General features: G+C 74.3%; 13 protein-coding genes and 1 riboswitch. Of the genes, 8 read left to right on the top strand and 5 right to left on the bottom strand.

Annotated elements, in window-relative coordinates:
• Nucleotides 1-96 precede the first annotated feature (96 nt).
• Together ACFU6K_RS02485 and ACFU6K_RS02490 are read left to right on the top strand one after the other, a co-directional pair.
• Entirely contained in the window at nucleotides 97-2214 is a 2118-nt protein-coding gene (locus ACFU6K_RS02485) for a putative bifunctional diguanylate cyclase/phosphodiesterase (protein ID WP_380660432.1), read from the top strand.
• 336 nt (nucleotides 2215-2550) lie between these two features.
• On the top strand, nucleotides 2551-6159 hold the full coding sequence (locus ACFU6K_RS02490) for a hypothetical protein (RefSeq protein ID WP_380660433.1): 3609 nt from the start codon (nucleotides 2551-2553) through the stop codon (nucleotides 6157-6159).
• Between the two features lie 154 nt (nucleotides 6160-6313).
• Here ACFU6K_RS02490 and ribA read toward each other — a convergent pair whose 3' ends face one another.
• Nucleotides 6314-6943, bottom strand: coding sequence for a GTP cyclohydrolase II (gene ribA / locus ACFU6K_RS02495; RefSeq protein ID WP_380660434.1), 630 nt, complete (start codon nucleotides 6941-6943; stop codon nucleotides 6314-6316).
• Nucleotides 6944-7274: 331 nt separating this feature from the next.
• Here ribA and gdhA point away from each other — a divergent pair, with 331 nt between their 5' ends.
• The 3 genes from gdhA to ACFU6K_RS02510 all read left to right on the top strand — a co-directional run bounded on the left by gdhA (nucleotide 7275) and on the right by ACFU6K_RS02510 (nucleotide 10720).
• Nucleotides 7275-8669, top strand: a complete 1395-nt coding sequence (gdhA, locus tag ACFU6K_RS02500) for an NADP-specific glutamate dehydrogenase (RefSeq protein ID WP_380660436.1) — start codon at nucleotides 7275-7277, stop codon at nucleotides 8667-8669.
• Between the two features lie 173 nt (nucleotides 8670-8842).
• A complete protein-coding gene (locus ACFU6K_RS02505) occupies nucleotides 8843-9718 on the top strand; it encodes a GyrI-like domain-containing protein (RefSeq protein WP_380660437.1) in 876 nt (291 codons plus the stop codon).
• 237 nt (nucleotides 9719-9955) lie between these two features.
• Nucleotides 9956-10720, top strand: coding sequence for a VOC family protein (locus ACFU6K_RS02510; RefSeq protein WP_380660438.1), 765 nt, complete (start codon nucleotides 9956-9958; stop codon nucleotides 10718-10720).
• Here the strand turns inward: ACFU6K_RS02510 and lnt are convergent.
• The 3 genes from lnt to ACFU6K_RS02525 all read right to left on the bottom strand — a co-directional run bounded on the left by lnt (nucleotide 10696) and on the right by ACFU6K_RS02525 (nucleotide 16248).
• Nucleotides 10696-12294, bottom strand: coding sequence for an apolipoprotein N-acyltransferase (lnt, locus tag ACFU6K_RS02515; RefSeq protein ID WP_380660440.1), 1599 nt, complete (start codon nucleotides 12292-12294; stop codon nucleotides 10696-10698). The genes ACFU6K_RS02510 and lnt overlap by 25 nt on opposite strands.
• Nucleotides 12295-12499: 205 nt before the next feature.
• Nucleotides 12500-16123, bottom strand: coding sequence for a cobaltochelatase subunit CobN (gene cobN / locus ACFU6K_RS02520; RefSeq protein WP_380660441.1), 3624 nt, complete (start codon nucleotides 16121-16123; stop codon nucleotides 12500-12502).
• Complete coding sequence (locus ACFU6K_RS02525) at nucleotides 16120-16248, bottom strand: hypothetical protein (RefSeq protein WP_380660442.1); 129 nt, start codon at nucleotides 16246-16248, stop codon at nucleotides 16120-16122. The genes cobN and ACFU6K_RS02525 overlap by 4 nt, the downstream gene beginning before the upstream one ends.
• A 116-nt stretch (nucleotides 16249-16364) precedes the next feature.
• Nucleotides 16365-16450: riboswitch (cobalamin riboswitch) on the bottom strand.
• A 256-nt stretch (nucleotides 16451-16706) separates the two neighbouring features.
• Here ACFU6K_RS02525 and ACFU6K_RS02530 point away from each other — a divergent pair.
• The 3 genes from ACFU6K_RS02530 to ACFU6K_RS02540 are packed head-to-tail and all read left to right on the top strand — an operon-like array spanning nucleotide 16707 to nucleotide 20175.
• Nucleotides 16707-18038 carry a hypothetical protein gene (locus ACFU6K_RS02530; protein WP_380660443.1) on the top strand — a complete coding sequence of 444 codons (1332 nt, stop codon included), beginning with the start codon at nucleotides 16707-16709 and terminating at the stop codon, nucleotides 18036-18038.
• Nucleotides 18035-18661, top strand: coding sequence for a precorrin-8X methylmutase (locus tag ACFU6K_RS02535; RefSeq protein WP_049649824.1), 627 nt, complete (start codon nucleotides 18035-18037; stop codon nucleotides 18659-18661). Before ACFU6K_RS02530 ends, ACFU6K_RS02535 begins: the two co-directional genes overlap by 4 nt.
• Nucleotides 18658-20175: a precorrin-2 C(20)-methyltransferase gene (locus ACFU6K_RS02540; protein ID WP_380660444.1), complete on the top strand. Its 1518-nt coding sequence runs from the start codon at nucleotides 18658-18660 to the stop codon at nucleotides 20173-20175. Before ACFU6K_RS02535 ends, ACFU6K_RS02540 begins: the two co-directional genes overlap by 4 nt.
• A gap of 132 nt (nucleotides 20176-20307) precedes the next feature.
• Here the strand turns inward: ACFU6K_RS02540 and ACFU6K_RS02545 are convergent, their stop codons facing one another.
• Nucleotides 20308-22047, bottom strand: coding sequence for a TIGR03767 family metallophosphoesterase (locus tag ACFU6K_RS02545; protein WP_380660445.1), 1740 nt, complete (start codon nucleotides 22045-22047; stop codon nucleotides 20308-20310).
• Between the last annotated feature and the right edge of the window lie 113 nt (nucleotides 22048-22160).

Consider the following 22160-nt stretch of genomic DNA (forward strand, 5'->3'; position numbering starts at 1 on the left):
GGCGGCCGTCGCGAGGCCTGCCCGGCCTGCTCGGCCCGCGAGGACTGCCGGGCCCGCCGGATCCGGCGCGTACACCAGAGGAACCAGGTTCAGCAGATGAGTACCACCCCGGTGCGCGGCAACGCGGAGCGGTTCCACGAGGAGTGGGCCCGGCTGCTCTCCGCCGACCACGGCATCGCCGTCCACCCCGGCCTGCTCGGCCGGCTGGTCGCGCGCACCGCCGCGCTGCTGCACCGCGCCCAGGAGGACGAGCCGTTCGAGCCGCGACTGGCCGCGCAGGCCGGCGCCGACCTGGTCGACGCGCACTTCACCGACCCGGTGCTGCTGGCCCGGGCGGTCGAGCTGCTCCAGGCGCAGCCCGTCCACGACGACCGCGGCCCGGCCCTGACCGGTGCCTTCGCGGCCGGCTGGGCGGCCGCCCTGCGCGAGCGCACGCTGACCGAGCAGGAGGCGATCCGCACCGCCGCCGACAGCGCCCGCAAGGAGGCCGAGCGGGCGCTGCGCGCCTCCGAGGCCCGGTTCCGGGCGCTGTTCGAGAGCGCCGCCATCGGCATCGGCATCGGGGACACCGACGGCAACATCATGGCGGTCAACAAGGCCCTCCAGGAGCTGTTCGGCGCGGGCCCGGAGGACATGATCGGCCGCCGGGTCGGCGATCTCGTGCACCCCGAGGACACCCCCGGCGTGTGGGAGGCCTACGAGGAGCTGATCAGCGGCAAGCGGGACTACTTCCAGTTCGACAAGCCGTACTACCGCCAGGACGGCGAGGTGATCTGGACCCACCTGACCGTCTCGCTGATCCGCGACGACGACGGCATCCCGCAGTACCAGGTCGCGATGCTGGAGGACGTCACCGACCGCTACCGGCTCCAGGAGCGGCTGCGCCACCAGGCCACCCACGACCCGCTGACCGGCCTGCCCAACCGCGCGGCCTTCTTCGAGCGGCTGGAGAAGCTGTTCGAGGAGCCCGAGCCGGGCGCCCGCTTCGGCCTCTGCTACGTCGACCTCGACGGTTTCAAGGTGGTCAACGACAGCCTCGGCCACGACATGGGCGACCAGCTGCTGGCCGCCGTCGCCGCCCGGCTGAAGGCCGCCCTCACCCCGCTCGGCCACCTGGTGGCCCGGCTCGGCGGCGACGAGTTCGTCGTCCTGCTGGAGAAGTGCCGGGGCGAGCAGGAGGCGGTGGCCGCCGCGAAGACCGTGCTCAAGGCGCTGGCCGGGCCGGTGCTGATCGGCGACCACAAGCTCGCCGTCGGCGCCAGCGTCGGCGTGCTGGAGCGGCGGGTGTCCACCACCACCCCGGGCGCCGCCGTCCGGGCCGCAGACCTCACGCTGTACCGCGCCAAGGAGGCCGGTCGCGGCCGCTGGACGCTGTTCGACCCCAAGGAGAACGCCCGGGCGGTCAGCCGCTACGCGGTGTCGGTGCGGATGCCGGCGGCCCTCGACCGCGGCGAGTTCTTCATCGACTACCAGCCGCTCTACCGCCTCGCGGACGGCCGGCTCGCCGCCGTGGAGGCGCTGGTGCGCTGGCGTCATCCGCAACTCGGCGTGCTCGGCCCGGACGAGTTCGTCACCACCGCCGAGGAGACCGGGCTGATCATGCCGCTCGGCCGCTGGGTGCTGGAGCAGGCCTGCGGCCAGGCCGCGGACTGGATCAAGCGGTACGGCGACGCGGCCCCGCAGCTCAACGTCAACCTGGCGGTCCGGCAGGCCCGCAGCGCCGCCCTGGTCACCGACCTCGCCCGGATCCTCGACAGCACCGGCCTGGACCCGGCCCGGTTGCAGCTGGAGATCACCGAGTCGACCGTGGTCGGGCCCGAGGACGAGGCGCTGCGCACCCTGCACGGGCTGGTCGACCTCGGGGTGTCGCTGGCCGTGGACGACTTCGGCACCGGCTGGTCCAACCTCGCCTACCTGCGCGACCTGCCGGTCTCCGGGCTGAAGATCGCCGGCTCCTTCGTCGGCGACCTGCACGAACCGGGGAAGGACGAGTCCACCGGCTGGCGGATCGTCAGCGGACTGGTGTCGATGGCGCACGCGCTCGGGCTGAACGTCACCGCCGAGGGCGTGGAGACCCACCGGGACGCCGAACGGCTGCGGACCATGGGCTGCGACTGGGCGCAGGGCTGGCACTTCGGACGTCCGGTGCGGCCCGAGGAGATCGCCCGGCGGATCGTGGAGGAACCGCTGGGGCGCCCGGTCGAGGAGCGCTGAGGGCGGGCTGGAGGCCGACCGGGGCCGCGCTCGGGGCCGATCCGGTCCCGCCCGTGCCTGGTCCGGTTCCGGTTCGGTCCCGGTCCGTTTCGGCGGCCGCACCGCCGGCCCGATCGCCGTACGGGCCGTGGCGGTCCAGGCGTCGACAGCGGCCGTATCCCCGTCGTGGATCGCGCTTGCGTACCGGTCCTGCGATGGGTCGGTCCTGATCCGCGAAAGCGACCGACACCCGCGCCCGCCATGCGGGATGATGACGCGTCACAATCCACCCCGGCACCGGTGCGCCCATGGTCACGGCCCCGCGCCGGTCCGGGCTGCGGGGGAGGGGAGCGTCGCATGGGCACGACGGAGGACGCGGACCCGGCCGAGGGCGATCGGCGCGGGCCGAGGCCCCGGACGGCCGCCGGAGCCGAGCCGGGGAATCCGCCGGGGAGCAGGGTGGAGCGGTGGTCGCGGGGGCGCTGGCGCGCCTCCGACGGCGCCCCGGGCCGGTCGTCCCGGCTCGGAGCGACCCCGCAGGCCCGGGTCGACCCGCAGGCCGCGACCCGTCGGGTGCCCGCCGCCCCGCCGCGCTTCGATCCGGAGGCCGCGACGCGTCGGGTGTCCGGCAACGAGCCGCGGTACGACCCGGAGGCGGCCACCCGCCGCAGGCCGGGCACCGGGCCGCGGTTCGACCCGCACGCTCCGACGGAGCTCCGGCCGAACCGACCGGGGGACTCGGGCGGTTCGGGGGACGCGGGGCACTCGGGACGTTCGCCGGGCGCCGACCCGGAGGCGGTGACCGAGGTCGTCCGGCCCCGGTCGGGCTCGGGGGCCGGTTCGTCCTCCTGGCAGGACGGCATCGGGCCCGGCGGTCCTGCTCCGGCCGGAGGAGGCGGCGGCGGGAGTCCGGCCGGAGGAAGCGGCGGGAGTCCGGACGGGAGCCCGGCCGGTCCCGAGGGCGGGTTCGGCGGGGCCCCGGACACCGGCGGTCCGTTCGAGGGCGCCTTCCCGGACGCCCTGCGGAGCCGCTTCATCCCGTTGGGCCGGGCCGGAGCCGGTTCCGAGGGCACCGTCTGGTACGTCCGGCGCACCGACGGCGGCGGCGACGCGGCCGTCAAGGTGGCCGTCGCGGGCCAGCCGATGGACCACGACCTGCTCTCCCACCTGGGCCACGACGGCTTCCGCCGGCACGTCCCGCAGCTGATCGACTTCGGCCGGGTCCGCCACCACGGCGCCCAGGTCGACTGGGTGGCCATGGAGTACCTGCCCGTCACCCTCGCCGCGCACGTCGCCGGGCTGTGGCGGTCGGGCGGGCACGGCGACCGGCGGACCACCGAGCAGATCGTCTACGAGCTGGTCGCCCTGCTCGACTTCTGGCAGCAGCGGATCCAGCGCAACCCGCTGGACTTCAAGCCCGCCAACATCCTGGTGCGCCCCGGCAGCGGGTCCGGGGAGTTCGTGATCGCCGACTTCGGCGGCGTCGACCGGCTGACCGACAGCCGCCGGTTCACCTCCGCGATGATGGTCACCGTCGCCTACATGGCCCCCGAGCAACTGGCCGGCAAGAACCACCAGGCCGGGCCCTGGTGGGGCCTCGGCAACGTGCTGTACGAACTGTTCGTCGGCCGCCCCCGCTTCGTCGGCGCGGACGGCGAGCGCCCGGACGACCAGGAGCTGGAGCTGGAACTGGTCATGGGCGAGGAGGTCGACCTCGGCGCCGTCCGCGACCCGCGCCAACTGCTGCTCCTCCAGGGGCTGTTCACGAAGATGCCGGAGGACCGCTGGACCGCCCCGCAGGTCCGCAGCTGGCTGGCCGGCGGCACCCCCGAGGTGATCCGGCGCCGACCGCAGGCGCAGGCCCGGGCCCACCGGCCGGTCACCTTCCTCGGCAACCCGTTCACCGACCCGGTCCGGCTCACCGAGGCACTGCTCAAGAACTCCGGCGCGGCGGCCCGCTGGCTCTCCACCGGGGGAGCGGAACGGGTGCGCGACTGGCTGCGGGACGAGGTCGAGGACACCGTCTTCGACCTGCACTACCTCTCCGACGTGGCCAAGGCGCCTGGCTCCCGGCGCGAGTCCGTGGCCGCGGTCGCGGTGCTCGCCCTGGGGGCCGCCTTCACCTCGGGCGCCGTCCCGCACTACCGCGACCGTCCGATCGACACCACCGGACTGGAACGCGTCGTCACGGCACCGGACGGTGCCGAGCTGATCGACGAACTGGTCCGGGGCGGGGCGCCGGCCGTGGCCGCCCGCTACGACTGCTTCCACCCCGAGTGTGCCGGCGAGCACTGCTCGCGGCTGCTCGCGCTGGCCGGACTGCCGGAGGTGCTGGCCGAGGTGGACCGGCTGGCCCGCACCGTCGGCGGCGGCCGGCGCGGCGGCGACGGACTCAGCCCGGAGGAACGCGAGGAGGCGCACCGGCAGGCGGTCTGGCTGAGCATCCGGCCCGAGGAGCGCGCGCGGCTGCTCGGCCGGCTCTCACCGCTGCCCGCCGCGCTGCACCGGCTGCCGCTGCCCGAGCGGGTGTCGGAGCTGGCCGCCGCGGTGGCCGCCGCGGTGGTGGACGGTGCGCTGGCCGCGGGCGCGGGCGCCCGCACCGCCGTACGGACCGTGGCCCGCAGACCGGCGCCCGACCCGGCGGCGGCCACGCCCCGGGACGTGGTGCGGCGCCACTGGTCCGCGCTGCGCCGCCGGGCGGTGAGCGCCGACCCGGCCCAACCGGCCGGACGGGCGGCCCTGGTCGCGGCGGAGGCACTGCGGCGGCGCGGCCGGGGACGGCCCGAGCGGCCCGAACCGGAGGCCGGGGTGCGACAGGAGGGGCGGGTGGCCCGGCTGTGGCTCAACCGGCGCCGCCGACCGCCGACGGGCTGGGAGGACCGGCGGGAACGGCGGGAACGGCTGGCGGCCTGGTGGCCGCACGCCCGTACCGCGCTGCCGCGCCGGGCCGGGGCGGTCCTGCTGCTGCTCCTCGCCTTCGGGCTGCTGCTGTGGGCGGGGGCGGTGCTCCGCTATCCGGTCGAGGCGGGGGAGAAGCTCGACCTCTCGCCCGCCGGCGCCTTCGGCGGCCCCCTGCGGAACGCCGGCGAGCACGCGGCCCGGCAGGTGGCCGGACAACTCGGCGCGGGGCTCGTCGCGGCCGCCGTGATCGCCTTCTTCCCCGCCCGGGTGGGCATCGGCACGGCGTTGCTGACCGGGGCCGGGGCCCTCGCCATCGGCTACCTGCGGCTCGGACCGCCGATGACGCTGCTGGACACGCCGCCGTCGGTGGCCGACCGGGTCGTCGTGTTCGAGGGCGGGATGGGGAGCTGGGCCGGTATCGCGGCGGTGGTGGCGGTCGTGGTCTCGCTCGTCCTGATCGAGCGGGCCTCCAACCGGCTGCTGAAGCCGGCTCAGGACGCCCGCAGGCAGGTCCGGGAGGCCTGGCGGGCGCTGGACGCGCGGAGCGCGGCGCGGGCGTCCGGGACCGCCGCCACCGAGCGGGTGGGAGGCGCGCCGTCTGGGCGGTGGCGGACGGGCGGCGCCGGTGCGGGCGACCGGGTGCGGTTCGCGCTCGGGACGACGGCGGTGCTGGTGCTGCTGCTGTGGGCGGCGGTCGAGGTCCGGCTCGCGGCCACCGGGGTGCACCCGACGGCCGACTCCTGGGGGACGGGGCAGGGCGGTGCGGACTACCAGGCCGGGTTCGTCCTGTTGCTGGCGGTGGTGTCCCTGGTCAGCACCCTCGGGACGCCGGCCACCGCCAAGGGGCTGTTCGCGCTCTGGGTCCCGGCCACCCTGTTCCTGGGCGCCTGGCCGGGGCCGCTGGGCCCGGTCGAGGCGCTGCGGATCCCGGTGTTCGAGGGGCTGTTCCGGGCGATCGCCGGGCTGTGGGGGCACGGGGCCTTCTGGGCCGCGCTGCTGGTGGCGCTGCCGCTGGCGGCGTACGGGGCGCTGCGGACGGTCCGGGGGCGCGCGGGGCGCGGGTGACGGGTGACGGCTGTCAGCGAACGGCTGACGGCTGACAGATAACAGCGAACAGCGAACAGAGAACAGCGAACAGAGAACAGCTGACAGCCGACAGATTTCGAAATCTGTCGGCTGTCATCTGTTACCGTTCGCCCGCTGCCGCCCGTGCGCCCGCTCAGCCGACCAGTCGGGACAGCTCGATCGAGTGCCCCGTCCGCTCCACCTTCGCCCGCAGGTAGCGGACGTTGCTGGCCGACAGGTGCACCCCCGTCGGCACCCGGTGCCGCACGACGATCCCCAGGTCGGCCAGCTGCGCCGCCTTGTCCGGGTTGTTGCTCAGCAGGTCGATGCCCGTGGCGTCGAGCGCGGCGAGCATCTGGGCGGCCGCGGTGTAGTCGCGGCCGTCCTCGGGCAGGCCGAGCGCGGTGTTGGCGTCGTAGGTGTCCAGGCCGGAGTCCTGGAGGGCGTAGGCGTCCAGCTTGTTGTAGAGCCCGATGCCGCGGCCCTCCTGCCGCAGGTAGAGCAGGTACCCGCCGGCCTCGCTGATCCGCTCCACCGACTCGCGCAGCTGCGGCCCGCAGTCGCAGCGGTCCGAGCCGAAGACGTCGCCGGTCAGGCACTCGGAGTGCAGCCGCACCAGGGGCGTGCCGCCCTCGGGGACCGTGCCGAGCGCGAGCGCCAGGTGCTCGGCGCCGTCGGTGAGGCCGTGGAAGGTGGAGACATCCGCGTCGGCGCGGTAGCCGTCGGGGAAGGTCAGCGGGATGCGCACACGCGAGCGCACCGTGGCGGCGCCGGGCTGCGGCATGGGTGGGCCTCCGTGGGTTGGGGGTGGGCCGGGCCGATTCGGCGCGGACCGGGGCGGATGCGGTCGGACCCGGACGGGTCGTGGTGGATCGGAGGTCGACCGTACTAGGTAGTTCCAATTTGAACAACCAAGGGTCGTCGGGGCCGGACCCGACCGCCGGGGCGCACAACACCCCATCAGCCCCGGCTGTTCCCACCAGGGCTTCCAGCATGTGGATGGTGTGCGACCCGCGGTGTGGACACTGCGAGACTTGCGCCGTTTCCTGGGCACGTCCCTCAGGCCCGTCGGGACACCGCGCACGCCCATCGACGACCACGGAAGGGTCCTGAAGATGCCGACGACCCCTGCCACCCCCCACTCCTCCTCCCCCGGCTCCTTCGAAGCCGAGCAGCGCGCGATAGAGGCGCTCTACGCGGACGTGGTCCGCCGCAACCGGGGCGAGGACGAGTTCCACCAGGCCGTCCACGAGGTGCTGGAGACCCTGGCGCCGGTGCTCGCCCACCGCCCCGAACTCCTCGACGCCCGGATCATCGAGCGGATCTGCGAGCCCGAGCGGCAGCTCATGTTCCGGGTGCCGTGGACGGACGACTCCGGCGACATCCACGTCAACCGGGGCTTCCGGGTGGAGTTCAGCAGCGCCCTCGGCCCCTACAAGGGCGGGCTGCGCTTCCACCCCTCGGTGAACCTCGGGATCGTCAAGTTCCTCGGCTTCGAGCAGATCTTCAAGAACGCGCTCACCGGCCTGCCCATCGGCGGTGGCAAGGGCGGCTCCGACTTCGACCCCAAGGGCCGTTCGGACGCCGAGATCATGCGGTTCTGTCAGTCCTTCATGACCGAGCTGTACCGCCACCTCGGCGAGTACACGGACGTGCCGGCCGGGGACATCGGCGTCGGCGGCCGGGAGATCGGCTACCTCTTCGGCCAGTACAAGCGGATCACCAACCGCTACGAGAGCGGTGTGCTCACCGGGAAGGGCCTCGGCTGGGGCGGCGCGCGGGTCCGTACCGAGGCCACCGGCTACGGCTGCGTCATGTTCACCTCCGAGATGCTGCACAGCCGCGGCGAGGGCCTGGACGGGCGCCGGGTGGTCGTCTCCGGGTCCGGCAACGTCGCGGTCTACGCCATCGAGAAGGCGCAGCAGCTCGGCGCGACCGTGCTCACCTGCTCCGACTCCTCCGGCTACGTGGTGGACGAGAAGGGCATCGACCTCGACCTGCTCAAAGAGGTCAAGGAGGTCCGGCGCGGCCGGGTCTCCGACTACGCCCGACTGCGCGGCGGCCACGTCCGGTTCGTCGAGGGCCCGGGCGTGTGGGGCGTGCCCTGTGACGTCGCGCTGCCGTGCGCCACCCAGAACGAGCTGGCCGAGGCCGACGCGCTGGCGCTGGTGCGCAACGGGGTGCTGGCGGTCGCCGAGGGCGCGAACATGCCCACCACCCCGGAGGCGGTGCGGGTGTTCCAGGAGGCCGGGGTGGCCTTCGGGCCGGGCAAGGCGGCGAACGCGGGCGGCGTCGCGACCAGCGCGCTGGAGATGCAGCAGAACGCCTCACGCGACTCCTGGACCTTCGAGCACACCGAGGAGCGGCTGGCCGGGATCATGAAGCACGTCCACGACTCCTGCTTCACCACCGCCGAGCGCTACGGCCACCCGGGCAACTACGTGGTCGGCGCGAACATCGCCGGCTTCGAGCTGGTCGCGGACGCGATGCTGGCCCAGGGCCTGATCTGAGCCGCTGACGGCCGCCACCCGGCGATCGGCACCCGTCACTCGTCACCCGTCACCCGTCACCCGGCGATCGGTGCCCGGCGATCGGGGCCCGACCGGAGCGGGCACCGATTGTCGGGTGCGGCAGGGTGGGTCCTTCCTACGGTGAAGGTCAGTAAGGGAAGGACGGGGTTGGCGTGCTGGAGCACCTGAACCGGGCGATGGACCGGATCGAACACGACCTGGACCGCGAGGTCGACGTGGCCGAACTGGCGCGGATCGCGATGACGTCGGAGTACCACTTCCGGCGGCTGTTCTCGATGCTCGCCGGGATGCCGCTGTCGGAGTACGTCCGGCGCCGGCGGCTCACCGTAGCCGGGGCCGAAGTCCTGGACGGCGAGCGGACGTTGCTCGACATCGCGGTCCGGTACGGGTACTCCTCGGGGGAGGCGTTCGCCCGGGCGTTCCGGGCCATGCACGGAGTCGGGCCGGGCGAGGCCCGGCGCGACGGCGCGGTGCTCGTCTCCCAGCCCCGGATGTCCTTCCGACTCATCGTGGAGGGAAGCAGCAGCATGGAATACCGGATCGTCGAGAGGCCGGACTTCCGGATCGTCGGCAAGAAGGCCCGGGTCACCCTGATCTACCTGGGGATCAACCCGGGGATCGCCGAGTTCATCAAGGGCCTCGGCAAGGAGACGGTCGAATCGATCGCGGCGCTGTCCGGGGACGACCCGGCCGGGATCCTGTCGGTGAGCGACGACTTCTCGCCGAACCGCGAGGAGGGGTCCGAACTCGACTACTGGCACGCGGTGGTGGCGCGTGAGGGGGGCGACGTCCCGGCGGGTCTGGACGTGCTCGACGTCCCGGCCGGCACCTGGGCGGTGTTCACCAACACCGGGCCGTTCCCGCAGGCCCTGCAGGAGATGTGGGGGGACGTGGCCAGCCAGTGGTTCCCGTCCAACCCGTACGAGGCCCGGCCGGGGCCGGAGATCCTGCGGGTCAGCCCGGTCCCGGGGACGGCCGACGCCGAGGCGGAGCTGTGGATCCCGGTGGCGAGGGCCGTGCGCGGCTGACAGCCGACAGGTAACGGAAAACAGATAACAGGTAACAGGTAACAGCTGACAGATTTCGAAATCTGTCAGCTGTCATCTGTCATGTGTTTGCTCGCCCCCGCCTCGCCCCGCTCCGCCGCCCGTTCGGCCCACCCCGCCCGCCAAGCTCCGCCCCGCCCCGCATGCTGGGCCTGGAGGTGCGGGGGCCGAGGCGCCGAAAACCCGGGAGTTCCCGAGCAAGCTGCGAGGACAGACGCCATGAAGCAGACCTCCGTGACCACCAACGCCCCCTGCTGGACCGAGCTGGGCACCTCCGATCCGGCCGCCGCCCGGGCCTTCTACACCGAGCTCTTCGGCTGGCAGGCGGACGACACGGCCCGCCCCGGGGAGGGTGACTACACCCAGATGCTGGTCCGGGGCGTCCCGGCCGCCGCCATCACCCCGCGCTACGCCCCGCAACAGCCGATCGCCTGGACGGTCTGCATCGCGGTCGCCGACGCCGACGCCACCGCCGCGAGGATCAAGGAGTGCGGCGGCCTGATCCGGAAGGACCCCGGCGACGTCTTCGACTTCGGCCGGTTCTCGGTGGCCGCCGACCCGTCCGGCGCGGTGTTCATCCTCTGGCAGGCCCGGACGTTCCGGGGCGCCGGGGTGTTCAACGAGCCCGGCGCGCTCGGCTGGGTGGAACTGCTCACCCGCGACCCGTCCGGCGCGCTCGCCTTCTACCCGGAGGTCTTCGGCTGGTCCGTCACCCCGTCCGAGCACTACCCCCAATGGGGCCTGGACGGACGGGACTTCGGCGGCATGCTGACGATGGACGACCGCTTCCCGCCCGAGGTGCCGCCGCACTGGCTGCCGTACTTCGCGGCCGCCGACGTCGACGGCACCGTCGGCCGGGCGGTGGCGCTCGGCGGGGACGTGCTGATGCCCGCCACCGGCATGCCGGGCGGGCGGCGGATCGCCGTGCTGCGCGACCCCCAGGGCGCCGCGTTCGGCGTCTACACCGCCGGTACCGAGGGCTGACCGGCGCGTCGGAGGGCGCGCGAGCGACGCCACCCGGCCACGCCCGCGCCCGCCGCCCCCGCCGTGACCAGCAGCGCCCCCAGCGGCACCACGTCGCCGATCCGGTCGTACCAGGTCAGCGTCCCGGGCGCGGTGAGCGGCAGTCGGACGGTCAGCACGCCCGTGCCGTCGGTGCCGAGCCGGGCGAGCTCCCGGCCCTGGGCGTCGAAGGCGGCCGAGACCCCGGTCAGCGAGGCCTGTACGGCCGGTCGGCCGGTCTCGGCGGCCCGGATCGCGGCCAGCGAGACGTGCTGCTCGGGCGCCCAGGTGCGCTGGAAGGTCGAGGTCGAGGACTGGTAGACCAGCACCCGGGCGCCGTCCCGGGCGGCGGTGCGGGCCATGTCGGGGAAGGCCGACTCGAAGCAGACCAGCGCCCCGACCGGCAGCGGCGCGCCCGCCCGGTCGCTGGCGGGCAGGACGTGGAAGGAGGTGCCGGGCGCCCGGTTCTCGCCCGCGGCCCGGCTGACCCCGGCGATCCAGCCGAGCACCGGCCGCAGCGGGATGTACTCGCCGAACGGCACCAGCCGGATCTTGCGGTAGCGGTCCACCACGCCGGCGGGGGAGACCAGCACCGCGTCCTTGGAGATCCGCCCGTCCGCCTTGCGCGCGTCCTCCCCGGCGACGACCTCGGCGCCGGTGGTCGCGGCGAGCCGGCGCAGGGTGTCCAGCGCGGCCGGGTCGCGGTCCAGGTCGGCGGTGGTGCTGCTCTCGCCCCACACGACCAGGTCCACCGGCTGCCCGACCAGTCCGGCCGTGATCCGCGCGCTCGCCTCGAAGCGGGCCTGGGGGTCCTCGACGATGCCGGGTTGGACCAGGGCCACGGTCACGGCCCCGTCCGCGGCGGGTGCCTCGCGCAGCGCGAACAGCAGCGGACCGGCGGCCAGCACCAGCACGACGGTCCCGGCCGCGACGGCCCGCGGCCGCCGGTGCACCGCGGTCAGCGCGATCAGCGCCCCGGTGTTCACCGCCGCCACCGCCGCGCTGACCAGCCAGATCCCGCCGACCGAGGCCAGCCCGAGGACCGCGGGGTGCTGCCACTGGGTGGCGCCGAGCAGCGCCCACGGCCCGCCGAGCGCGGGCCAGGAGCGCGCGTACTCGGTGGTCACCCAGACGGCCGGTACGACCAGCAGCGCGAGCAGGGCCCGACGGGCGGTCAGCCGGGGGTGCAGCAGCCGGTGCACGGTGTACCCGACGGCGCTCTGGAGCGCCCCGAACAGCACCGCGATCACCGGCAGCCCCGGCCCGACGGACGGGACCAGCCAGTACATCGCGGTCAGGATGAACCCCGCGCCGAACCACCAGCCGCGCACCGCCGCCTCCCGGCCCGACGGAGCCCGCTGCATCAGCAGCAGTCCGGGGACGAGCGCGACCCAGGCCAGCCAGGCCTGCCCGGGGGCGGGGAAGGCGAGCACCGGAACCGCTCCGGCCGCCAGCGCGCCGATCCGCGCGCGGTACCGGTGCGGCGCGTGCGGCTCCCGTTCCTCGGTGGCGGTTGTGCTCAGGGTCGGGCTGGCGGGAGCGGAGCGACGCGACATGACCCGTATTGTCCGCTTGGCGGGCGTACACCACCAGTACGCCGTTCAGCCGAACGGGTGATAAGAGCCCCATGTCCGGAACCAGTGGTCCCGGCCGTACCAGTGGCCTTGCCAGAACGGGTGATCGGAGGGGCGGTCCCGAGGTGGGCCGCCCCAAGGAAGGGGGCCCCGAGGGGGCCCGCCCCTCCGATCACCGTGCGCGGCCCTACTCCTCGCCGCCCTCCAGGTCCCCCTCGGTCTCCAGGAACGCGGCCTGCAGCTGCTCGATCAGCTCCGGGTCCGGCTGCTCCCACAGCCCGCGGCTCGCCGCCTCCAGCAGCCGCTCGCTGATCCCGTGCAGCGCCCACGGGTTGGCGCCCGCGAGGAACTCCCGGTTGACCGGGTCGAGGACGTACTCCTGGGTCAGCTTCTCGTACATCCAGTCCGCGACCACGCCCGTGGTGGCGTCGTAGCCGAACAGGTAGTCCACCGTCGCGGCCATCTCGAAGGCGCCCTTGTAGCCGTGGCGGCGCATCGCCTCGATCCAGCGCGGGTTGACCACCCGGGCGCGGAACACCCGGGCGGCCTCCTCGGTCAGGGTGCGGGTGCGGACCGTCTCCGGGCGGGTCGAGTCGCCGATGTAGGCGGTCGGCGCCTTGCCGGTGAGGGCCCGCACGGTGGCCACCATGCCGCCGTGGTACTGGAAGTAGTCGTCCGAGTCGGCGATGTCGTGCTCGCGGGTGTCGGTGTTCTTCGCGGCGACGGTGATCCGCTTGTACGCGGTCTCCATCTCCTCGCGGGCCGGGCGGCCGTCGAGCCCGCGGCCGTACGCGTAGCCGCCCCAGACCGTGTACACCTCGGCCAGGTCGGCGTCGGTGCGCCAGTCCCGGCTGTCGATCAGCTGGAGCAGGCCCGCGCCGTAGGTGCCCGGGCGGGAGCCGAAGACGCGGACGGTGGCCTTGCGCTCGTCGCCGTGCACCGCGAGGTCGGCCTGGACGTGGGCGCGCACGTGGTTCGACTCCGGGGCCTCCTCCTGGGCGGCGGCCAGGCGCACCGCGTCGTCCAGCAGGGCGACCACGTGCGGGAAGGCGTCCCGGAAGAAGCCGGAGATGCGCAGCGTGACGTCGATGCGCGGGCGGCCCAGCTCGTCCAGCGGGATCGGCTCCAGGCCGGTGACCCGGCGCGAGGCGTCGTCCCAGACCGGGCGGACGCCGAGCAGGGCGAAGGCCTCGGCGATGTCGTCGCCGGCGGTGCGCATCGCGCTGGTGCCCCAGAGCGAGAGCCCGACCGAGGGTGGGTAGGCGCCGTCGTTGTCCGAGCGGTAGCGCTCGACCAGCGAGGCGGCGAGCGCCTGGCCGGTCTCCCAGGCGAGCTTGCTGGGGACGGCCTTCGGGTCGACGGAGTAGAAGTTGCGGCCGGTGGGCAGCACGTTGACCAGGCCGCGCAGCGGCGAGCCGGACGGGCCGGCCGGGACGAAGCCGCCCCGGAGCGCGTGCAGCACGGCGTCCAGCTCGTCGGTGGTGGCCGCGAGCCGCGGCACCACCTGGGCGGCGGCGAAGTCCAGCACCGCGCGGACGGCCTCCCGGACGTCCTCCGGCAGCCCGGCGACGACCTTCTCGACCGCCTCGGGCGCCCAGTCCTCGGCCTCCATCGCCTCGACCAGGGCGCGCGCCCGGGCCTCGGCCGCGTCGGTGGCGCCCAGGGTCAGCGCCGCCTCGTCCAGGCCGAGCGCCTCGCGCAGGCCGGGCAGGGCGCTGACGCCGCCCCAGATCTGCCGGGCGCGCAGGATGGCGAGCACGATGTTGACCCGGTCGGTGCCGGTCGGCGCCTGGCCGAGGACGTGCAGACCGTCGCGGATCTGGGCGTCCTTGACCTCGCAGAGCCAGCCGTCGACGTGCAGCAGGAAGTCGTCGAAGCCGTCGTCCTCGGGGCGCTCGTCCAGGCCGAGGTCGTGGTCGAGCCGGGCGGCCTGGATCAGGGTCCAGATCTGGGCGCGGATCGCCGGCAGCTTGGCCGGGTCCATCGCGGCGATGTTGGAGTGCTCGTCCAGCAGCTGCTCCAGGCGCGCGATGTCGCCGTAGGAGTCGGCGCGGGCCATCGGCGGGACGAGGTGGTCGACGAGCGTGGCGTGGGCGCGGCGCTTGGCCTGGGTGCCCTCGCCCGGGTCGTTGACCAGGAAGGGGTAGACCAGCGGCAGGTCGCCGAGGACGGCGTCCGGGCCGCACTCGGCGGACAGTGCGGCGGTCTTGCCCGGCAGCCACTCCAGGTTGCCGTGCTTGCCGAGGTGGATCACCGCGTGGGCGCCGAAGCCGCCGTCCTCCTGGGCGGCCTCGATCCAGCGGTAGGCGGCCAGGTAGTGGTGGCTCGGCGGCAGGTCGGGGTCGTGGTAGATGGCGACCGGGTTCTCGCCGAAGCCGCGCGGCGGCTGGATCAGCACGAGCAGGTTCCCGGAGCGGATCGCGGCCAGCACGATGTCGCCGTCCGGGTTCTGCGAGCGGTCGACGTACAGCTCGCCGGGGGCCGGGCCCCAGTGCTCCTCGACCTGCTCGCGCAGGCCCTGCGGGAGGGTGGCGTACCAGCGGCGGTAGTCGGCGGCGGGGATGCGCACCGGGTTGCGGGCCAGCTGCTCCTCGGTGAGCCAGTCCTGGTCGTAGCCGCCGGCCGCGATCAGGGCGTGGATCAGCGGGTCGCCCTCGTGGCCGCCCTCGCCGTCGTCGAACGCGGGGAGGTCGTTCCCGAGGTCCATGCCCTCCTCGCGCAGCCGCTCCAGCAGCCGCACCGCGCTGGCCGGGGTGTCCAGGCCGACGGCGTTGCCGACCCGGGCGTGCTTGGTCGGGTACGCGGACAGCACCAGGGCGAGGCGGCGCTCGGCGGCCGGGATGTGCCGCAGCCGGGCGTGCTTGACGGCGGTGCCGGCGACGCGGGCGGCGCGCTCCGGGTCGGCGGCGTAGACGGTCAGGCCGTCCTCGTCCAGCTCCTTGAAGGAGAACGGGACGGTGATCAGGCGGCCGTCGAACTCCGGGACCGCGATCTGGGTGGCGGTGTCCAGCGGGGACAGGCCGTCGTCGCTGGTCTCCCACTGGGCGCGCGACCAGGTGAGGCAGAGCGCCTGGAGGATCGGGCGGTCGAGCGCGGCCAGCGCGCCCGCGTCCCAGGCCTCCTCGTCCCCGCCGGCCTGGGCGTCGGCCGGGCGGGTGCCGCCGGCGGCGAGCACGGTGGTGACGATCGCGTCCGCCTCGCCGAGCGCGGCCAGCAGCTCGGGCTCGGCACCGCGCAGCGAGGCGCAGTAGTAGGCCTTGGCCCGGGCGCCCTGGTCCTCGACGGCCCGGCAGAGCGTCTCCACGAAGGCGGTGTTGCCGCTCATGTGGTGGGCGCGGTAGTAGAGCACCGCCACCGTCGGACCCTCGGACGTCCGGGCCTCGCGCTCCAACGGGCCCCAGGCCGGGGCGGAGGCGGGCGGGGCGAAGCCGTGGCCGGTCAGCAGCACGGTGTCGGAGAGGAAGGCGCCCAGCTCGGCCAGGTTGGCGGCGCCGCCGTGGGCCAGGTAGGCGTGCGCCTCGGCGGCGATGCCGGCCGGGACGGTGGACAGCTCCATCAGCTGGGCGTCGGGGGCCTGCTCACCCGTCAGCACCACGACCGGGCGGGGGCCGGCCAGCAGCGCGTCCAGGCCCTCCTGCCAGGCGCGGCGCCCGCCGAGCAGGCGGACCACGACGAGCTCGGTGCCCTCCAGCAGCGCGGGCAGGTCCTCGGGGGTGAGCCGGGCCGGGTTGCCGAGGCGGTAGCGCACCGGCCCCTCGGAGGCGCGGGCGCTGAGCAGGTCGGTGTCGGACGTCGACAGCAGCAGGATCATGTGAAGGCCCTCCCGGCCTCGTCGGTGGCCGGGGTGGCCGGGATCTGGGCCGGGGCGGCCGCTGTGGTGGCACGGACGGCCGCGCGGTCGACCGGGGTGGTCGTGGCGGCGGCCGGAACAGGCATGACGGCAGTCGGAACAGCCGTGGTGGCGGCCGGGGACGCGGGCGCGGGCATGCGACAGCGCTGGGACATTTCTGCCTTCCTCGGGGTCCGCGCCCCGGGCCGGTGGAGGACGGCAGGAGTTCCTGGCTCCCGCGGCCGACCGGTCTACCGGTGAACCGCGGTCACAGTGGCGGGACCGCACCGGGTTCGCACCGGTTTCCTCCCCTGCGCCGTCGCTGGCGTGCGGACGGTCCGTGAGGGACCGCCCGCCAGCATCGTACGGGGTGCGGCTGACCTGGGGGAGGGTGAGCTTTCGGACGTCCGGCCCACGGGGCTCTGATGTTCGGCCCACGGGGCTCTGATGTCCGGCGCACGGCTCGGAGCCCCGGGGCGTGGGGGCTCGGGCGTCCGGCCGCGCGCGGCGGGGGCGGGGCCGGGGTGTGATGCAGCGGACGGAGGCAAGCGATCGGATCATCTGTATGCTCGCCGCCATGCCACCGACACCCGACGCCACCGCGCCGGGCGCCGCAGGACCCGACCGGGAGGTGCCCGACCGGGGGCGTGCGGACGCCTGTCCCGGAGCACTTCGTCTGCACACGGCCGACGACGGCGCCCTCGCCCGGATCCGCCTGCCCGGCGGCCTGCTGACGGACCGTCAGGCCCTCGCACTGGCCGAGGCGGCCGAGGCCCTCGGCGACGGCGAGCTGGAGACCACCTCGCGCGGCAACGTCCAGCTGCGCGGCCTGGCCCCGCAGTGCGCGGCGGAGCTCGCCGACCGGCTGCGCGCCGTCGGGCTGCTGCCCTCGGACAGCCATGAGCGGGTCCGCAACATCGTCGCCTCGCCGACGGCCGGACTGGACGCCGCCGAGGGCACCCCCGGCAGTGCCGATGTGCAGTCCTGGGTACGGGAGTTGGACGCGCGGCTGTGCGCCGCCGACTGGGCGTCCGGACTGTCCGGCAAGTTCCTGTTCGCGCTGGACGACGGGCGGGGCGACGTCGCCGCGCTCGACGCCGATGTGACATTGGTCGCAGGCCCGGACGGCACCCGGCTGCTGCGCCTCGGGCGCGACGGACGCGGGCACCCGGTCGAGGCCGGACAGGAGGTCACGGCCGTGCTGGACGCGGCCCGCTCCTTCCTGGCGGCGCTGCGGGCGCACGGACGCAAGGCCTGGCACCTGCGCGAGGCCCCCGAACTGCTGCCGGCCGGCACGGTGCCGCTGCCCGCCTTCGCCGGCACCGCGCCCGCCGTCGGAGCGCTGCCCGGCGGGCTCTCGGTGGGACTGCGGTTCGGCCGGGCGAGCGCCGGACAGTGGTGGACGCTGGTCGCCGCCTCGGCCGGTGAGCTGCGGCTGACCCCCTGGCGCGGGGTGGTCCTGCCCGGCGCCCCGGCCGACCGGCTGCCCGGGCTCGCCGCGGCCGGCTTCCGCACCGAGCCCGGCTCGGCCTGGGAGCGGGCTACCGCCTGCACCGGGCTGCCGGGCTGCGCCAAGTCGCTGGCCGACGTCCGTACGGACGCGGCCCGGGCGCTGGACGCCGGTGCCACCGTGAGGGCCGCTGCCGGCGCCGATGGTCTGCTGCTGCCCGTCCACTGGTCGGGCTGTGAACGGCGCTGCGGCCACCCGGCCGGGCGGTGGGTGGACGTGCTCGCCACGGGGCGCGGCTACCGGGTGACGGTGAACGGGGCGAACGCCGACGTGCCGGGGCCCGATGCGGCGAAGGCCCATGAGATGAACGCCGTTGTGACGAACGCCGTTGTGACGAACGAGGAGATGGCCGAGGCGGTCGCCGAGGCCAGGAGGACCACGAAGTGATCGAGTACGAGAAGGACGGCGCGTCCATCTACCGCCAGTCCTTTGCCACCATCCGCGCGGAGGCCGATCTGGCCGCCCTCCCGGCGGACGTCTCCCAGGTCGCGGTGCGGATGATCCACGCCTGCGGGATGGTCGACCTGGTCGAGGACCTGGTGTACTCGCCCGGTGTGGTCGCCTCCGCGCGCGCCGCGCTGCACGCGGGTGCGCCCATCCTCTGCGACGTCAACATGGTCGCGAGCGGCGTCACCCGCAGGCGGCTGCCGGCCGACAACGAGGTGATCTGCACCCTCACCGACCCTTCGGTGCCCGAACTCGCCCGCACGATGGGCAACACCCGCAGCGCCGCGGCCATGGAGCTGTGGCTGCCCCGGCTGGAGGGCGCGGTGGTCGCCGTCGGCAACGCGCCGACCTCGCTGTTCCGGCTGCTGGAGATGATCGAGGCGGGCGCACCGCGACCGGCCGCGGTGATCGGCGTCCCGGTCGGCTTCATCGGCGCCGCCGAGTCCAAGCAGGCCCTGGCCGAGCACCCGTCCGGCCTGGAGCACCTGGTGGTGCGGGGTCGGCGCGGCGGCAGTGCGATGGCCGCCGCCGCCATCAACGCGATTGCGAGCGAAGAAGAGTGACGGACAGCCAGAGCACCACGGGTCGGCTGTACGGCGTCGGGCTCGGCCCGGGCGACCCGTCGCTGGTGACCGTCCGCGCCGCCGAACTCATCGGCAAGGCCGACGTGGTGGCCTACCACAGCGCCCGGCACGGCCGGTCCATCGCGCGGTCGATCGCCGAACGGTATCTGACGGATGGTCAGATCGAGGAGAAGCTGGTCTACCCGCTCACCGTCGAGACCACCGACCACCCGGGCGGCTACCGCGGCGCGTTGGACGACTTCTACGAGGAGGCCGCCGCCCGGCTGGCCGCCCACCTGGACGCCGGGCGCGACGTGGTCGTCCTCGCCGAGGGCGACCCGCTCTTCTACGGCTCCTACCAGCACATGCACAAGCGGCTCGCGCACCGCTACCCGACCGAGGTGGTGCCGGGCGTGACCTCGGTCAGCGCGGCCGCGGCCCGGCTCGGGCAGCCGCTGACCGAGGCCGAGGAGACGCTCACCGTCATCCCCGGCACGCTGCCCGAGGAGGAGCTGACGGCGCGGATCGCGGCCGCCGACTCGGCCGTGATCATGAAGCTGGGGCGCACCTTCCCGACCGTCCGCCGGGCCCTGGAGCGGGCCGGGCGGCTGGCGGACGCGCAGTACGTGGAACGGGCCTTCATGGCGGGGGAGCGGATCGCACCGCTCGCCGAGGTCGACGGCGACACGGTGCCGTACTTCTCGGTCGCGGTGCTGCCGAGCAAGGTCGCGCCGCTGGAGCCGGAGGTCCGGCTGTCGGACGGCGTCGGCAGCGTGACCGTGGTCGGCACCGGGCCGGCCGGGCCGCTCTGGCTGACCGCCGAGGCGCGCGGCGCCCTCTCCGAGGCCACCGACCTGGTCGGCTACACCACCTACCTGGACCGGGTGCCGGAGCGGCCGGGGCAGCGGCGGCACGGCTCGGACAACAAGGTGGAGTCGGAGCGCGCCGAGTTCGCCCTGGAGCTCGCCCGGCGCGGGCACCGCGTCGCGGTGGTGTCCTCGGGTGACCCGGGGGTGTTCGCGATGGCCACCGCCGTGCTGGAGGTCGCCTGCGAGGAGGCGTACCGGGACGTCCCGGTGCGGGTGCTCCCCGGGATGACCGCCGCCCACGCGGCCGCCTCCCGGGCCGGCGCCCCGCTCGGGCACGACTACGCGACGGTGTCGCTCTCGGACCGGCTCAAGCCGTGGGACGTGGTGGCGAAGCGGCTGCGGGCCGCGGCCGAGGCGGACCTGGTGCTCGCGCTGTACAACCCGGGTTCGAAGTCCCGGACCACCCAGGTCGGGCTCGCCCGGGACCTGCTGCTGGAGTACCGGGCGCCGGAGACCCCGGTGGTGATGGCCCGCGACGTCGGCGGCCCGACCGAGCGGGTGCGGATCGTCCGGCTGGGCGAGCTGGACCCGGCCCTGGTCGACATGCGGACCATCCTGCTGATCGGGTCCTCGCAGACCCGGGCGGTCGAGCGGGGCGGCGGCGTGGAGGTCGTCTGGACGCCGCGGCGGTACCCGGAGGAGTGACGGGGGACGGATGACGGCAAACAGATGACAGCGAACAGATTTCATCATCTGTTCGCTGTCATCTGTCATCTGTCATCTGTCATCTGTCATCTGTCATCTGGTATCTGTTCTCTGTTTTCCGGCCGCCGCCCGCTACCGGGTCGGCTTGGTGATCAGCAGCTCCGTGTTGTGGTCCCCGCCCGCACCCAGCAGCGCCGCCGGGCGGCCGTTCGGGTCGTTGTACGACAGCTCGCGGTAGAGCGCCGCGAGGTTGGCGTCCGAGGTGCCGCCGAAGTCCGTCCCGTACGGTGCGGAGGACTCGATCAGCGTGGTGAACAGCGAGAGCGTGCCGTCCCCGTTGTCCGCGATCTCGATGATCCGCCCGTGCTGCGGGTAGTCGATGTGCGAGGCGGTGTTGATCTCCCAGAACGCCCGCTCCGGCACCGCGTGGCCGTGCGGCGTGATCTTGTTCATGTGGGTGTGCCCGTTCACCCACGCGACCACGTTCGGGTAGCGCTGGAGCAGCGCCACCAGCTCGTTGCCGTCATGCCGTCCCTCGAAGATGTTGCGCGGGTCCGGCAGCAGGTTGCCCATCGTGCCGCTGGTGTGGTGGCTGAAGAGCAGGATCAGCTCGTCCGTGCTCCCGCCCGTCACCCTGCGCCCGTCGGCGTCGTACCAGTGCCCGCTGTGCGCCTGCAACTGCTGCTCCAGCCAGCGCAGTTGCGCGGTGCCCAGCGAACCGTCGGCGAACCCGGCCTGGTTGGTGGTGTCCAGGCTGATGCCGACCACCTTCTCCGAGATGCGGAAGGTGTAGTAGAGCTTGCCGCTGCTCGCCATGTCCGAGGTGAAGCCGTGCCCGTACGGGCCGGCGCCGGTGACCGCCGGGTTCAGGTGGGCCTTGGCGAACTCCTTGAGCGTGAACGGCCGGCGGCGCTCGTCCGGGGTGACCTTGCGGACCAGGTCGCCACTGGCGATGAGCTTCGCCAGCAGCAGCACGGCGCCCGCCGGGTCGCGGCGCAGCGAGTCCGTGAGCTGGGCGGCCGTGGCGTCGTCGCAGCCCTCCAGCTTGTACTGGCCGGTGTACAGGTCGTTCAGCAGCCCGAGGTCCGGCAGCGAGCCCTCGATGCTGTCGTCGTGGTTGCCGACGGTGGTGTACCAGGGCGTGCGCAGGCCCGGCGCGTCGAAGGGGCGGCCGGCGGCGGACAGGAAGCCGGGTATCTGCGGGAAGCCCTTCGCCTTGTAGCCGTCGCTGTAGGAGAGTTCGGGGTTCCAGTAGGCGGCGTTGCCGGAGTTCTGCACACCCTCGTAGCGGCTGAGGTCACCGGTGTTCTGGGCCAGCCGTCCACCACCCATGACCTTGAGGTACCAGTCGAGTTCGGCGAGCTCGTGGTTGTCGGTGTTGTCGCCGGTGGCCATCACCATGCTGAACGGCATCCCGGTGTAGGGGCCGCCGGCGAGCGAGTTGACCCGCTCGACGAGGGCCGAGACACCGCGGGCGTTCAGGGCCTCCTGCGGCCGGTACGCGCTGCCGTTGAGCTTGGCCAGGTACTCGAAGCGCACCGGGGACTCGGTGTCCACCAGGTGCAGGTCGCTGAACTGGACGAAGCTGGCCAGCCCGGTCCGGCGGTCGTCCCGCCCGGTGGTCGCCGACGCCAGGTCGCCGCGCACCACCAGCGGCCAGCCCGGCCCGGCCGTCAGCCGCTTGTAGCCGCCGGTGCCGACCGGCGTGGCCACCTGCTCCAGCGTGGTCCCGGTGACCTTGACCGCCCGCGCGGCCGTCGTCGCCAGGGCCTGGTCGCGGGCCGCGGCCGAGGCGAACTGCGCGCCGCCCAACGACAAGGCCGACCAGGCGGCGGCCACCGACGTACCGGTGAGGAACGTACGCCGACTCATCCCTGCCACAAAAACCCCCACATGCTGATGGCCCGGCGGGGTAGTCGACCCCGGCCGGGCCCACGTCTGTCATGAACCCGCTTCTGGCGGACCGCCAGATTACTCACTGGTAG

Source organism: Kitasatospora sp. NPDC057512, from assembly GCF_042802135.1.
Taxonomy (GTDB): Bacteria; Actinomycetota; Actinomycetes; order Streptomycetales; family Streptomycetaceae; genus Kitasatospora.